This is a genomic window from Microbacterium binotii (genome assembly GCF_021398715.1).
Taxonomy (GTDB): Bacteria; Actinomycetota; Actinomycetes; order Actinomycetales; family Microbacteriaceae; genus Microbacterium; species Microbacterium binotii_A.
Map to the genome: position 1 here is coordinate 845,172 of NZ_CP090347.1, position 14,577 is coordinate 859,748.

Below are 14,577 nucleotides of genomic sequence, written 5' to 3' on the forward strand. Positions count from 1 at the left end.
CCGTCCGCAAGCAGAGACCCGCACTGCGCGCGGGGTGAGAGCATGTGTCCATGCCCGCATCCCGCACCGCCGTCATCTACAACCCCAGCAAGACGAAGCGCGAGGATCTCGCGCGAGCGTGGGCCGGTGTCAGCGCGGAAGCCGAGCCGGAGTGGTTCGAGACGACTCCCGAGGATCCCGGCCAGGGCCCGGCACGTGCGGCGGTCGACGCCGGGTGCGATCTGGTGATCGCCGCGGGCGGCGACGGCACCGTGCGGGCGGTGGCGGAGGGGCTCGCCGGGACGGACGTCGCTCTCGGCATCGTGCCCCGCGGCACCGGCAACCTGCTGGCGCGCAACCTGGGCGTGCCGCTGCTGAGCCTTCCGGCCGCCATGCGCCGGGCGTTGACATCGGAATCGCGCTCGATGGACATCGGCTGGGTCGAGCTCACCCGGCAGAGCGGCACCGAGCGCCATGCCTTCGTCGTGATGGTCGGATTCGGCCTGGACGCGCAGATGCTCGCCGAGACGGACGACGACCTCAAGTCGAAGGCGGGATGGCTCGCCTACGTGGCGGCGATGGGGCGTGCCCTGTCGTCGTCGAGCGTGATCGATGTCCGCCTCGCGCTCGACGACGAGCCTGCGCAGAGCGTCGAGGCGCACACGCTGCTCGTGGGCAACTGCGGCGCCATCCAGGGTGGGGTCACCCTCTTCCCTGACGCTCAGCTGGATGACGGTCTGCTCGATGTACTCGTGATGAGCGCGGCCGGCGTCGGCGACTGGCTCGAGACGCTGCGCACGGCGATGTGGGACAACGGCATCCTTCGCCTGTTCGATCGCGAGCGCTCGGCGACGAGCACGGAATCGGCGCGACACGCGCAGGCCCAGCGGCTGAGCGTCGAGCTGTCCGAGCCGTGTGCGTTCGAGATCGACGGTGAAGAGGTCGGCGAGGTGACCGGCTTCGCGGTCAGTGTCGAGCCCGGAGCGTTGCGGGTCCGCTGACCGGATTCAGGCGATCTGCTCGCCGCACATGCCGCACACCCCGTTGGCGTTCGCCTCGAGGAAGCACGTGGGGCACACGGCGCGGACGCGCTCGGGCACAACGGGCTTCGGCGCGCTCTGGCGGGCGGGTGCGGCCGGACGGGTGGCGCTGCGCTTCGCGCGTGCGGGGGGAGCCGCGGGCGCGGGTGCGCGGGACGGCTCGGGACGGTGCTCTGCGCAGTAGAAGCGCACGAACCCGTCGTGGTTGTTGGGGTGGCGATGCTTGACGGCCCACAGCTCCGTCCGCTCGCGCGCGGGCGCGTCGGCGGGACAGGATGCGCAGCGGCCCGGTTCGCCCGGGGCGATGTCGGCGACCAGCAGCGGGGTCTCGAAGGGGATGTTCTGCCGCCAGTCCGATGACGATGCGATCCTCACGGGGTCCTTCCTGGCGGGCGCGCTTCGGGTGCGCGGTTCCTGCCCCTACAACGGTAGATCACCTGGCGGGGGCGGGGTGCCCCGTCCCCGCCAGGACGATCAGTTCGGGATCTCTTCGAGAGATGCCGGCGCGCGGGTCACGTACAGTTCGCTGATCCGGCGCCGATCGATCGCGCTCACGCGGATCGTGGCGCCGTCGATGTCGACGACATCGCCCACGCGCGCGAGGCGCCCGAGTCTCTCGACCACGTAACCGGCGACGGTATCGGCGCTGCCCCGGGGGATGACGATGCCGGTCGCCTCTTCGAAGTCCTGCAGATTGAGCCGGCCGTCGACGGTGCCGCCCTCCGTGCTGAGGGCTTCGGCCACCGCATCCGTGTCGTACTCGTCGAAGATCTCGCCGACGACCTCCTCCACGAGGTCCTCGAGCGTGACGATGCCGTCCGTGCCGCCGTACTCGTCCACGACGACCGCGATGTGGTGCCCCTGCGCCCGCATCCCCGTGAGGGTCGGCAGAACGCGCGCGGAGGAGGGAAGGTACGGGATCTCGCGAGCGAGAGAGACCAACTCGTCACGTCCGGATGTGGAGGCGGCGTCGAAGATGTCGCGCACGTGCACGAACCCGACGATGTCGTCGATCGACGAATCGATCACGGGGTAGCGCGAGTGCGGAAGGTCCTTCACCCGCGAGGCGGCGTGCTCGATCGTCTCATGGGCGTCCAGCGCGACCACCTCGGGGCGGGGTCGCATGACCTCGCTGATCTGGCGGTCGCGCAGCGAGAGTACGTCGTCGAGGATGCGGCGCTCGTCCTCCGGCAGGCCCTCGTGGCTGGAGACGATGTCGCGCAGTTCGTCGTCGGTGAGCTCGTCGGCCGTCTTGTCCGGGTCGCCCCCGAGCAGTCGCACGAGGGCGTTCGTCGACACCGACAGCAGCCAGATGACGGGGCGCATGAATCGCGCGAATCCGCCGAGGACCGGGGCGACGGCGTAGGCGAACTGCGCGTTGCGCTGGATCGCGAGGCGCTTGGGCACGAGCTCGCCGAGCACAAGCGAGAGGTACGCGATGACCAGGGTGAGCAGGATCGTCGCGACGGTCGCCGCGACGGACTCGGCGAGTCCGAGCGACACGAACAGCGGCGTCACCGACGGGGCGATCGACGAGGCGCCGTACGCGGCCGAGGCGAATCCGGCGACCGTCACGCCGATCTGGACGGCGGAGAGGAACGTGTTGGGGTTTCGTGCGAGTTCGGCGACCTTGCGACCGCGCCGACCCCGCGCCGCGAGGGCATTGACCTGACTGTCGCGGAGGGTGACGAGGGCCATCTCCGTTGCGGCGAATACGCCGCCGATGAGGACGAAGACGATGACGAGGGCGATATTGAGAAGGAGGTCGCCGTTCAACGGCCGACCTCCTCGATGCGCAGGCAGACGCCCGGGGTCACCCGGGCGCGCGGACTATGACTGTCGGAGGAATCGGCAGAGTGCGTCATTGCACCAGCGTACGGGGGCGCGTGGCCGCGATGCTCGGTGTTCGCCGAGAGAGCGCGGTGCGGCCGCGCTTGACAGACCAGGCGTTCGCGCTAACATCGACGACAAGTCATTGGTACCGCTAACACGCGATGTCGCGTATCCGCAACCCGCCCGACGCCCCCGCATCCCTTGCGCGCGTTGTGGCGTGCGCCGATGACGACCTGACCACGTCGAAAAACGAGTGAGTGACCCATCGTCGGGTCACAGCAAAGGTGCACGATGCTCGCTGCGCACGCCGGCCCTCGGCCCGACGTCGCGACCGCACGCGGCGACAGCGTCCCTTTCGCCGAGAGGAGTCCGGTTGCGGCCGTATCCCTCTCTGCCAATCTGGCGACCGGAGAGTCCGGCCGTCCTGGAGCTCGGCTGAGCGCTGTCGCTTCGCCGGAGATCGGAGACACACCATGAAGAAGGGCCTTCTCGCCCGGACCGCCGTCGGCCTGGTCGGTGGCGCACTTCTCATCGGCGCCGCGGGAGCAGCCGTCGCGGATGAGATCGGCAATGACGAGGTCGACGTCACCGTCGACATCGCGGCGTTGCCCGACGCCGGTGCGCTGACGTTGAGCGTCGACCCCGGCTCCGCCGTGCTGACCGAAGGGGAGTCCGCCGACCCCGACCAGCGCGTCTTCGAAGGCACGCTTCCCACCGTGACGGTCACGGATGACCGCGACGCCATCCCCGCCGGTTCCGCCTGGTACGTGACCGGTCAGGCCAGCGCGCTGACGTCCGGCAACGCCTCGATCGACCCCGGCCATCTGGGCTGGAAGCCGAAGCTGCTGACCCAGAGCGCCGACGTGGCGGAAGGTCCGGACGTCGACACCGTGCTCGATGGGGGCCCCAACAACGTCGGGCTCGTGGACGCCGAGTTCCTCGCGGTCGCCTTCGATGCCGAGAGTGCCGCCGGCACCTGGCAGGCGACGGCCGATCTGCTGCTCAAGACCCCGAAGAACGTCACGCCGGGCAGCTACTCCGGCACGATCACGCTGACCCTGTGGGAGGAACTGTCCTGAGGTGCCTTGCTCCTTCCCAGGAGCCGGTGACGGCTCCTCCACCCCTTCCCCCAGGATGACCGCCGTGTTCCCACGCCTTCGCACCCCGCCCTTCGCCAAACGGGCGTCGATGCTGTCCGCGGCCGCCCTCGCGGCCGTGCTCGCGCTTCTCAGCCCCGTCGCAGCGGTCGCGGCGGAGGACGACCCGGTCCGCTGGTCGGTCGCGCCCGCGGATGCGGACGGCGCTGACGGGCGGCGCGCGGTCGAGCACGAACTCGCACCGGGGGAGCGGGTGGAGGAGCACTTCGCGGTGCGCAATCTCAGCGAGCAGGAGATCACTTTCCGGATCACGGCCGCCGACGGCTTCTTCACGCAGACGGGCCGCTTCGACATCCTCGCGGATGCGGCCGCGTCGACCGCCGCCGGTACCTGGATCCAGGCGCCCGCCGCGGTGACGGTGCCCGCGGGCGAGAGCGTCGTCGTCCCGTTCTCGCTGGCCGTGCCCGAGCGTGCGGAGCCCGGCGACTATGCGGCGGGCGTGACCGCGTCCATCCTCACGGCGGGCGGCGCCGCGGGAGGAGCGAGTGTGGGCGTCGAGAGCAGGGTCGGCTTCCGCGTGCTGACGCGGGTGACGGGTGAGATCACCCCGGCGGCTTCGCTCGGCGCGCTCGCCGGCGACTACCGCCTCTCGTGGAACCCGCTGCGTCCGGGGGAGGCGACGGTCTCGTTCGAGGTCGTGAACGACGGCAACACGCGCCTCGCCGCCATGGGCACGGTGTCGGTCGGCGGTCGGAGCGTCGCCTTCCCCGCACCGGGCCAGCAGGCGCAGGAACTGCTGCCCGGTGATCGTCGCGAGATCACGGTCGAGGTGGACGAGGTGTGGCCCTGGGTGCTGCTCACCGCCACCGTGACCCTCGCGCCGGAGGTCCTGACCATCTCCGACACGGATGCGGCCATGGCGCCGATTTCCGCCGAGGTGGCGATCTGGGCGGTACCGTGGCCGCAGTTGGCGATCTTGTTGGGGGCGGGTCTCGTCGTCTGGGCTATCCTGTGGCGACGATCACGCTCCCGCAGGCGGATCTCCGCCATGATCGACGATGCGCTCCGGCGAGGGCGCGAAGAGGGACGCAACGAGATGACAGATCGGGTGGGGGCATCATGAAGCGCTGGAGCGCGGTGCTGGCCACGCTCGTGAGCACGCTCGCGCTCGCCGCGGCGACGGCGCCCGCCCACGCGGCCGACCTCGACGCCGACCCCGGGAGCATCGGCGTCAGCGTCCAGATCACCCCGATCGAGTGCACGAGCGGATGCGGTGCCGGGGTCGAGGGCGCGGGCTCCCTGGCCGCGAGCGGTCTGGCGCCGATGGAGCCGGTCCTGTGGGCGGCCATCCTGCTCCTGGGACTGGGTGCTGCTCTGGCCCTGCGCGCCACAGTCTCCCGCCACGCGAAGCAGGCGCCCGCATCCGATTCCGGAGACGGTGCGTGTCAGAGCTGACGCGCGGCTGGCAGCGGCCCAGCATCTACGACGTCGCCAAGCATGCGGGCGTGTCTCACATGACCGTCTCGCGGGTCCTCAACGACCACCCCAACATCCGCGACTCGACACGTGAGCGCGTGCTGAAGGCGATCGAGGAGATGAACTACACCCGCAGCTCGATCGCCCGGGCGCTCGCCACGCGGAGGGCGATGCGGATCGGGGTGCTGGTGGACGGCCCGGTGCAGTTCGGTCCGAACAGCACGCTGCGCGCCCTGGAAGCCGCGGCGCGGGATGTCGGGTACGCGATCAGCGCGTTCTCGATCGACGACGACGACGATGCGCAGCTGGATGCGGGGGTCGTGGAGCTCGTGACACAGGGCGTGGACGCTCTGTGCGTCATCGCCCCCCGCGCGTCCTCGCTCGAGCTGCTGCGGCAGAAGAGCACGGGTCTGCCCACGATCGTCATCAAGGCCGAGTCCGACGACGTGTGGCATACCGCGGCCGTCGATCAGCGCAGCGGGGCTCGATTGGCCGTCGACCACCTGATCGAGCTCGGCCACAGACGCATCGCGCATCTCGCGGGACCGCTGGACTGGTACGACGCTCGGGAGCGCGAGCAGGGCTGGCGCGAATCGCTCGCCGCTGCAGATCTCGACGTGGGCGAGGCGATCATCGGCGACTGGACCTCGGACTACGGCTACGAGGTGGGCAAGGCGTTCGATCCCGGCAGTGCGACGGCCGTGTTCGCCGCGAACGACCAGATGGCGCTCGGTCTCGTGCACGGCCTGGTCGATCAGGGCCTGCGCGTACCGGAGGACGTCAGCGTCGTCGGCTTCGACGACGTCCCGGATGCGCGGCACTTCCTGCCGCCGCTGACGACCGTCCGCCAGGATTTCTCCGCTCTGGGCGAGCTCGCTCTGCAACTCGTGATCGCCGCCATCGACGGCGAGGATCACACCCGGCACGATCGCATCGCGCCGGTGCTGGTCGTGCGTTCGTCCACGGCCTCCGCGCCGCGCGGCTGAGTCGCTGCCACGCGTTGTTGTGCGCAACCAATGTTCGCGGTAACGGAAAAATAACGAATCGCCCCGAAACAGTTGCGAAGTCGCATTGTTAGCGCGCACAATGTGGCTACCCGACGTTCCCGCTGGGGGGCACACGGACCACCTCTTCGACGATGAGCGTCGGGGAGTCTCAAGGAGGAGATCACATGGCACACAACAAGCGCGCTCTGGGCATGCTGGGATTCATCGGCGTGGGGGCTCTCGCGCTGGGTCTGGCCGGCTGCTCGAGCGGCGACGCAGAGGCCGGCGGCGAGGCGAGCGGCGGCAGCGGCGACCTCACCACGGTCGGCTTCGTCGCGGTGGGTCCTGAGGGCGGCTGGCGCAACGCCAACGAGCAGGCCATCAAGGACGCCTTCACCGAGGACGCCGGCTTCGAGCTCAAGTACGCCCCGGCTGCCAGCCCGAGCGACCAGAAGTCGCAGCTGGACGCCTTCTCGACGTTCGTCAACGACGAGGTCGACGTCATCCTGCTCACCGCCACCGAGGCGTCGGGCTGGGAGGACTCGCTCAAGCTCGCCAAGGAGGCCGAGATCCCGGTCATCCTGCTCGACCGCGGTGTCGACGCTCCCGAGGACCTCTACGTGACCCGCATCGCGCCCGACAACGTGCAGGTCGCGAAGTCGGTCGGCGAGTGGGCGACCACCGCGTTCCCCGAGGGCGCCAACTACTTCGTCCTCGAGGGCGTTCCGGGTCTCTCGGTCGTCAACGAGCGCAACGAGGGCTTCGACGAGGCACTCGGCGGCGCGTCCGGCTGGAACAAGGTCGGCGCGCAGACCGCCAACTGGAAGACGGATGAGGGCAAGTCGGTCATCGAGACCGTCCTGAAGGCCAACAACAACGACATCCAGTTCATCTTCGCTCAGAACGACGAGATGGGCATCGGCGCGGCGCAGGCCGTGACGGCGGCGGGCCTCAAGCCCGGCACCGACGTGAAGATCGCCACGATCGACGGCACCAAGGGTGCGCTCGAGGCGCTGGCCAAGGGCGACCTGAGCTTCGTCGCTCAGTACAACCCCTTCTTCGGCACCGACGCCGTCGACGCCGTCAAGAAGGCCCTCGCGGGTGACAAGGTCGACTCGACCATCATCGTCAAGAGCGCCACGTTCGACTCGCCGGAGGCGGCCGACAAGGCGCTGGCCGACGGCCTCGCGTTCTGAGCGCCGCAAGCCCGCACTAAACCGCGCCGGCAGGCAGAGCGGGGATCGCCCCGGGCGATCCCCGCTCTCTGTCCGGCCCCCAAGGGCACCAGCCCCGTAGCGAGGAAGCTCGTCAGTGATGACCGAATCACCCCCGATCGTCGAAGTCCGCGGCGCATCGATCACCTTCCCCGGCGTCAAAGCGCTCGACGCCGTGAACTTCCGCCTCCTCCCCGGGGAGGTCCACACCCTGATGGGTGAGAACGGCGCGGGCAAGTCCACGCTGATCAAGGCGCTCACCGGCGTCTACCAGATCGACTCGGGCTCGATCCTCGTGGGCGGCGTCGAGCGGCGCCTGACCGGTACCAAGTCGGCGCAGGATGCCGGGATCTCCACGGTCTACCAAGAGGTCAATCTCTGCACGAACCTCACCATCGGCGAGAACGTCATGCTGGGACACGAGGTGCGCGGCCCGCTCGGCATCAACTGGCGCAAGACGCACGCCCGGGCCGCCGAGGCGCTGGCGCGCATGGGCCTCGGCCACCTCGACCCCCGTGCGCCGCTGGCATCCATCTCGATCGCCCTCCAGCAGCTCGTGGCCATCAGCCGCGCCATGGTCACCGAGTCCAAGGTCCTGATCCTGGACGAGCCGACCTCGAGCCTGGACTCCGCCGAGGTCGAGGTGCTCTTCGGCGTCATCCGCAGCCTCCGCGACCAGGGCGTCGCCATCCTCTTCGTCTCCCACTTCCTCGACCAGGTGTACGCGATCAGCGATCGCATCACGGTCCTGCGCAACGGAGCGTTCGTGGGGGAGTACCTCACTCACGAACTCGACCGCACGCAGCTCATCTCGAAGATGATCGGCAAGGACCTCGACGCGCTGCGGGCCCTCGGCTCCAACCGCCAGGTCGATGAGCGCGACCGCACCGACACCCCGGTGTACAGCGCGGAGGGGCTGGGCCGCAAGGGCGCGCTGAACCCGACCGACATCGAGATCCACCGCGGCGAGGTCGTCGGTTTCGCGGGCCTTCTGGGCGCCGGCCGCACCGAGCTCGCCCGACTCATCATGGGCGCCGACCGTGCCGACTCCGGCACCGTGCGCATCCGGGGCAAGAAGGCCAGCATCGCCTCGCCGGTCGCCGGCCTCGCCAACCGGATCGCCTACTCGACCGAGAACCGCCGCGACGACGGCATCATCGGCGACCTGAGCGTCCGCGAGAACATCATGCTGGCGCTGCAGGCGAAGCGGGGCTGGCTGCGCCGCGTGCCCGCTCGCGAGGTCGACGCGCTGGTCAAGACCTACATGGAGCGCTTCAGCGTGCGACCGAACGACCCCGACCGGCCGATCCGGCTGCTCTCGGGCGGCAACCAGCAGAAGGTGCTTCTCGGCCGCTGGCTGGCCACGGAGCCGGAGCTGCTGCTGCTCGACGAGCCGACGCGCGGCATCGACGTCGGCGCCAAGGCCGACATCCAGGAGACCGTCGCCGAGCTCGCCGAGGGCGGCATGGGCGTCGTCTTCATCTCCTCCGAGCTGGAGGAGGTCGTCCGCCTGTCCGAGCGCATCGTCATCCTGAAGGACCACGACAAGATCGGCGAGGTCGTCAACGGACCCGACGTGACGGCCGAGCGCATCGTCTCGATCATCGCCGCCGAAACGGAAGAGAAGGCCGAGGCCCAGACCGAGGCGCTCGCCGAAGGAGAGCTCTCATGACGTCCTTCCTGAAGACGCTCGTGCGCACGCCCTGGTTCTGGGGCATCGTCGGTATCGCCCTGCTGCTCACGCTCAACGTCATCAAAGACCCGACCTATCTGTCGGTCGGCATCAACCCGACGACCGGGATGCTGGCGGGGAACCTCCTCGACATCCTGCGCGTGTCGGCGCCGATCATCATGATCGCCCTCGGCATGACCTTCGTCATCGCGACCAAGGGCATCGACCTGTCGGTCGGCTCGATCATGGCCGTCGGCGGCGCCGCGGCCATGGAGAGCCTGTCCGCGGCCGGTGCGCCGACGTCGGTGGGCGCCATGCTCACGGCGATCGGTATCGCGCTCCTGCTGGGCGCCGTCCTCGGTCTCGTCAACGGCCTGCTCGTGTCGGTCATCGGACTCCAGCCCTTCATCAGCACGCTCGTGATGATGCTCGCCGGGCGCGGTATCGCCCGCGTCATCACCGGAGGCCAGAACACCAACGCCACCAACGAGCCGTTCCGGCAGATCGCGAACGGGCAGATCCTCGGACTGCCGATCAGCTTCGTCGCGGCGATCGTGATCGTGGTCCTCGTCTCGGTCATCATGCGGCGCACGGCGCTCGGGCTCATGATCGAGTCGATCGGTGTGAACCCCGCCGCCAGCCGACTCGCCGGCATCCGCCCGCGACCCATCCTGATCGCGGTGTATATCCTCTCGGGTGTCCTGGCGGCCACCGGCGGCCTGTTCACGGTCTCGGAGGTCATGACCGTCGACGTCTCGGGCACCGGCTACCAGATGGAGCTCGACGCGATCCTCGCGGTCGTGATCGGGGGCACGTCGCTCGCGGGTGGCAAGTTCTCGATCCTCGGCTCGACGGTCGGCGCCCTGCTGATCGCCACGCTCAACAAGACGGTCCTCTTCCTCGGGATCTCGGCCGCCGCGACGCCCGCCTTCAAGGCGATCGTCATCGTGGTGCTGGTTCTCCTGCAGTCCGAGCGGGTGCGGGGCTACGTCCTGCGACTCGGGCGCACCCGTTCCCGAAAGGAGGCCGTCGCGTGAGCGCGTCCGTCTCGACCTCATCCATCGACCTCGACAAGGTCCCCTCCCGTGGGTTCGCCCGCATCTGGGGGCGCAGTCAGTCGGTGATCCCGTCTCTCGCGGCGGTCCTGCTGCTGATCGCCATGCTCGTGTACGCGGAGCTCGCGTACGGCCGCGTGTTCCACATGGGCACGATGTCGAGCCTGCTCGTCAGCTTCGCGCCGACGATCATCCTCGCCGTGGGGATGACGATCGTCATCCTCTCGGGCGGGATCGACCTCTCCGTCGGCGCGGTCGTGGCCTTCACCTCGGTCGCGGGCGTCATGCTGATGAACATCGGTGTGAACGGGTGGCTCGCGATCGTTCTCATGATCGTGTTCGGTGCGTTGTTCGGTCTCATCTCGGGAGTGCTGATCCAGTACTTCAACGTGCAGCCGTTCATCGCGACGCTGGCCATGATGTTCCTGGCTCGCGGACTCGCGTCGATCCTGTCGACCGTGCCGGTGCAGGCGCCCGACGACTCGCCGATCCTGCTGCTGGCGACCGACTTCAAGCTCATCGACGGCCCCAAGGTGAACGACCTCGTGCTCACGCCCGGGTTCTTCATCGCCGTGCTCGTCGTGATCGGTGCGTTCTTCTTCCTGCACCGCACCCGCTCCGGTCGCACGATCTACGGCATCGGCGGTGCCGAATCCTCGGCGCAGCTGATGGGACTCCCTGTCGCCCGCACCCGGGTGTCCATCTACATCATCAGCGGTGCGCTGGCAGGCCTCGCCGCCGTCGTCTACACCGCAGAGGTGGGCGGCAAGGCGCAGAACGTCACGGCCATCGGCTGGGAGCTCGACGCGATCGCGGCCGTCGTCATCGGCGGCACGCTGCTGACCGGCGGCGCGGGCTACGTGCTCGGCTCCGTGGTCGGTTCGTTGGTGCTCGCGACCCTCTGGATGATCATCACGAAGGACGGCACCATCCGCCCCGAGTACCTCACGATCATCACCGGCGGCATCCTGCTCGTCTTCGTGCTCCTGCAGCGTGTGCTGACAGCCAGACGACGGAGATGACCCCCGACACGGCGTCGGGGCGGCCGCACGGCCCGCTCCGACGCCGTGTCGTGCCCGCGCGCGGGCAGATCCACAACTGAACACCGCATCCGATGCGACGTCGGCCGCACGCGGCCTGGTCGCTCGAGACGAACAGGACTCTCGATGACGAGAAACTCCCCGCCCGAATCCGTCACCCCGACACGGCATCGCCGGCGCGCACGTGCGCTGGCCGCATCCGTGCTCGGCGCAGCACTCACCGTCACCGGTCTCGGCGTCCCCCTCGCCGCTCAGGCCGCCGACGTCCCCGCCCCTACGGCCCACTACGACATGTCCCACCAGGGTCAGTCGCTGCTCGATGTGTCGGGCAACGGCCGCAACGCCACGCTCACCGGCTTCACCGACGCGTCGTTCGCGGATGCGGCGGGCGACGCCGTGCTGCGCTTCCGAGCCGACGGGTACGCATCGCTGCCCAAGGGGCTCGTGACCGGCACCGACAACGACTTCACCGTCGAGTACACCGTCGCGACGCAGACCTCCGCGAATCACTTCGGCTGGGTCATCGGCGACGGCGTGGGGCCGTGGAACACGACCCAGCTCGGCAACCACATCTTCCTGAGTCCGCGGTCGTCGCAGGGCGGTTACGTCAACCAGGCGCTCGCCGCGATCCGCGTGAAGTCCGGGAGCGACAACGGCGAGACGCGGATGCCGGCCGGCGGCGGCCTGAACCCCGGGTTCACGACGCTCACCATGGTGGGGCAGGGCAACACGCTGACCCTCTACCGCGACGGTGCCGTCATCTCGACGCTCACCCACACCCGCTCCCTCAGCTCGATCATCCCGAGCGGCAACGTCCTCGGGTATCTCGGACGCTCCCTCTACCAGGGCGACGCGCTGCTGCGCGCCGACGTCTCGGACGTGAAGTTCTGGGACGCAGCGCTCACCGCGGACGACGTGCGCGCCAGCATGCCGACGACCGAGGAGAAGAGCGCGGCCACGGCCGCGCTGCTCCGCGGTGATGTGCTCGCAACGATGCTGGGGGCCAACCCCTCGCTCGGCCGGGTGTCCACGAACCTGACGCTCGCGGCCACCGTCAACGGCGTCGCTCTCACGTGGACGTCTTCCTCGCCCGAGACCGTGTCCACGACCGGTGTCGTCTCCCGCTCCATCGCCCAGGACACCCCCGTCACCCTGACGGCCGTCAGCTCGCTGGGCACGCTGACCTTCGACGTCACCGTCGTCGCTCCGTCCGTGTCGAGTGATCTCGACGCGATCGTCCTGGCGACGCGCACCACCGAGAACCTGCCGCTGGCGACGAAGGGTGCCGTCAACGGCGCCTCCATCACCTGGACCTCGTCCGACCCGACCCTGGTGACCGGCACCGACCCGGCTTACACAGCGCCGACGGCGGGCTCGGCCGACCCGTTCGCGGGCGGCGGCATCGTCTCGAGGCCGGCATACGGCGCGGGTGATCGCAGCGTCACGCTCACCGCGACGGCCACGCTGAACGGACGCTCTGCCCAGCGCACGTTCGAGATCACCGTCGCCGAGCACGGCCGGTGGGCACCGGATGCCGGTTACGCGGCCGCGTACTTCAAATCCGACGGCGACGAGAAGATCTATCAGGCCGCCACCAGCGGGAACGACTTCTTCACCTTCTCCGCGGTCAACGGCGGAAACCCGGTCATCACCTCGACGACCGACACGAAGGGCCTGCGCGACCCGTACGTGCTGCGTTCCAAGGACGGCGACAAGTACTACATGGTCGCCACCGACCTCTGCATCAGCTGCGGAACCGGCTGGGGCCCCGCCCAATCCGAGGGCAGCCTGAAGATCGAGGTGTGGGAGTCGACGGACATGGTGCACTGGAAGCGCACCAACGACGCGAACACGGGTATCACGATCAACCAGCCGGCCGCAGGCATGACGTGGGCGCCCGAGGCGTACTGGGATGACGAGTTGCAGTCCTACGTGGTGCACTTCTCGTCGCGGCTGTACTCGGACGCGTCGAAGACCAACAACGACAACCTGCACGCCCGCGTCTTCACCGTCCTGACCCGCGATTTCCGCACCTTCACGTACCCGCCCGCCGAGTGGCAGAACACCGGTTACGCGCGGATCGACTCGACGGTGCAGAAGATCGGGGACTACTACTACCGGTTCACCAAGAACGAGGACGGCGGCGCCGCCGACGGCCTCGAGCGCGGAAAGGACATCTTCCTGGAGCGTTCGAAGGTGCTCACCGCGAAGACCACCCGTTCGGATTGGAACGCGAACCCCGAGACGGGCTGGCAACTGATCGACACCGCCATGACCAGCCTCGAGACCGGGCAAGCGGGTGAAGGGCCGCAGATCGTCAAGCTCAACGACGGTGACCCGAACAACACCGCGGATGATGACGGGTACGTCTTCCTCGTCGACAACTATGGCTCCGGGGGCTACCGCGCGTTCGTCACCACAGGCGACGAGATCGCGAGCAGCAACCAGGGCGACCGCCTCTCGCGCCGGGCCGACTGGAACGTGCGCCCGGTGGGCGGTCTGCCGGCAAGCCCCCGTCACGGTTCCTTCGTCAACGTGTCGCAGGCCGTCCTGACGGCCCTGCACGGATGGACGGATGTGGCCGCGGTCGCCTCGACGACGACGCTCACCGCCTCCGGCCGCACCGCCACCGCGCACGTCGTCGCGGCGGATGCCGGTCAGGTCGCCGGCACGGTGACCTTCGCCGGCGCCGGCTGGAGCCAGAGCGCGATCCTCGCCGACGGGGTCGCCTCGGTCGAGGTTCCCGCCCAGGTCGGTGCCGTCACCGCCACCTACGACGGCTACCGGGATGGACGAGTCAGCGTATCGAGTTCGGCGGCGGTCACGCTCGGCGTCGCGTTCACGACCACCGTCGCCGCGAAGTGCCTGGCCGGGAAGGTCGTGCACTCCGTCGCGGTCGTCAACACCGATCCGTCGACCATCACGGCGACGATCGTCGGTGCCTACGGTAGCAAGGCGCTGACGCTGGCCCCCGGCGCCTCGGCATCCGCAGCCTTCACGACCCGGCTGGCGGCGACGCCCGCGCAGACGGTGACCGTGACGGCGCGGGCCGCCGACGGGCGCACGACGACGCAGAGCGCCGTCGTGCCGTCGACCACCTGCGGCTGAGGCGGTCCTACACCACCGGGGCCGGGTCAGCGCACAGCTGGCCCGGCCCCGGCGCGTGTGCGCAGGATGGTGGGGAG

At 69.3% G+C, this 14,577-nt stretch carries 12 protein-coding genes; 10 read left to right on the forward strand and 2 right to left on the reverse strand.

Annotated features, from left to right (window positions below):
- Positions 1 to 50 precede the first annotated feature (50 nt).
- Positions 51 to 980 carry a diacylglycerol/lipid kinase family protein gene (locus LXM64_RS04320; protein WP_234074779.1) on the forward strand — a complete coding sequence of 310 codons (930 nt, stop codon included), beginning with the start codon at positions 51 to 53 and terminating at the stop codon, positions 978 to 980.
- A gap of 6 nt (positions 981 to 986) precedes the next feature.
- On the opposite strand, the gene LXM64_RS04325 is transcribed toward LXM64_RS04320, so the two are convergent.
- Entirely contained in the window at positions 987 to 1,394 is a 408-nt protein-coding gene (locus LXM64_RS04325; protein WP_234074780.1) for a glucose-6-phosphate dehydrogenase, read from the reverse strand.
- A 99-nt stretch (positions 1,395 to 1,493) separates the two neighbouring features.
- The gene (locus LXM64_RS04330) at positions 1,494 to 2,795 is read right to left on the reverse strand and encodes a hemolysin family protein (protein WP_234074781.1); all 1,302 of its coding nucleotides are present in this window, start codon (positions 2,793 to 2,795) and stop codon (positions 1,494 to 1,496) included.
- Positions 2,796 to 3,325: 530 nt separating this feature from the next.
- Here LXM64_RS04330 and LXM64_RS04335 point away from each other — a divergent pair.
- The 9 genes from LXM64_RS04335 to LXM64_RS04375 all read left to right on the forward strand — a co-directional run bounded on the left by LXM64_RS04335 (position 3,326) and on the right by LXM64_RS04375 (position 14,500).
- Positions 3,326 to 3,931: a hypothetical protein gene (locus LXM64_RS04335; RefSeq protein ID WP_234074782.1), complete on the forward strand. Its 606-nt coding sequence runs from the start codon at positions 3,326 to 3,328 to the stop codon at positions 3,929 to 3,931.
- A 64-nt stretch (positions 3,932 to 3,995) separates the two neighbouring features.
- Complete coding sequence (locus tag LXM64_RS04340) at positions 3,996 to 5,072, forward strand: DUF916 domain-containing protein (RefSeq protein ID WP_234074783.1); 1,077 nt, start codon at positions 3,996 to 3,998, stop codon at positions 5,070 to 5,072.
- Complete coding sequence (locus LXM64_RS04345; protein ID WP_234074784.1) at positions 5,069 to 5,404, forward strand: hypothetical protein; 336 nt, start codon at positions 5,069 to 5,071, stop codon at positions 5,402 to 5,404. The genes LXM64_RS04340 and LXM64_RS04345 overlap by 4 nt, the downstream gene beginning before the upstream one ends.
- Positions 5,392 to 6,411 (forward strand): LacI family DNA-binding transcriptional regulator, encoded by a 1,020-nt coding sequence (locus LXM64_RS04350; RefSeq protein WP_267955129.1) that lies wholly within the window; start codon positions 5,392 to 5,394, stop codon positions 6,409 to 6,411. The genes LXM64_RS04345 and LXM64_RS04350 overlap by 13 nt, the downstream gene beginning before the upstream one ends.
- Before the next feature lie 185 nt (positions 6,412 to 6,596).
- Complete coding sequence (locus LXM64_RS04355) at positions 6,597 to 7,607, forward strand: ABC transporter substrate-binding protein (protein ID WP_137417768.1); 1,011 nt, start codon at positions 6,597 to 6,599, stop codon at positions 7,605 to 7,607.
- Positions 7,608 to 7,725: 118 nt separating this feature from the next.
- The gene (locus LXM64_RS04360) at positions 7,726 to 9,297 is read left to right on the forward strand and encodes a sugar ABC transporter ATP-binding protein (protein ID WP_234074785.1); all 1,572 of its coding nucleotides are present in this window, start codon (positions 7,726 to 7,728) and stop codon (positions 9,295 to 9,297) included.
- A complete protein-coding gene (locus tag LXM64_RS04365) occupies positions 9,294 to 10,334 on the forward strand; it encodes an ABC transporter permease (RefSeq protein ID WP_137417766.1) in 1,041 nt (346 codons plus the stop codon). The genes LXM64_RS04360 and LXM64_RS04365 overlap by 4 nt, the downstream gene beginning before the upstream one ends.
- Positions 10,331 to 11,374, forward strand: a complete 1,044-nt coding sequence (locus tag LXM64_RS04370; protein WP_137417765.1) for an ABC transporter permease — start codon at positions 10,331 to 10,333, stop codon at positions 11,372 to 11,374. Before LXM64_RS04365 ends, LXM64_RS04370 begins: the two co-directional genes overlap by 4 nt.
- Before the next feature lie 144 nt (positions 11,375 to 11,518).
- Entirely contained in the window at positions 11,519 to 14,500 is a 2,982-nt protein-coding gene (locus LXM64_RS04375) for an immunoglobulin-like domain-containing protein (RefSeq protein ID WP_234074786.1), read from the forward strand.
- Positions 14,501 to 14,577: the final 77 nt, after the last annotated feature.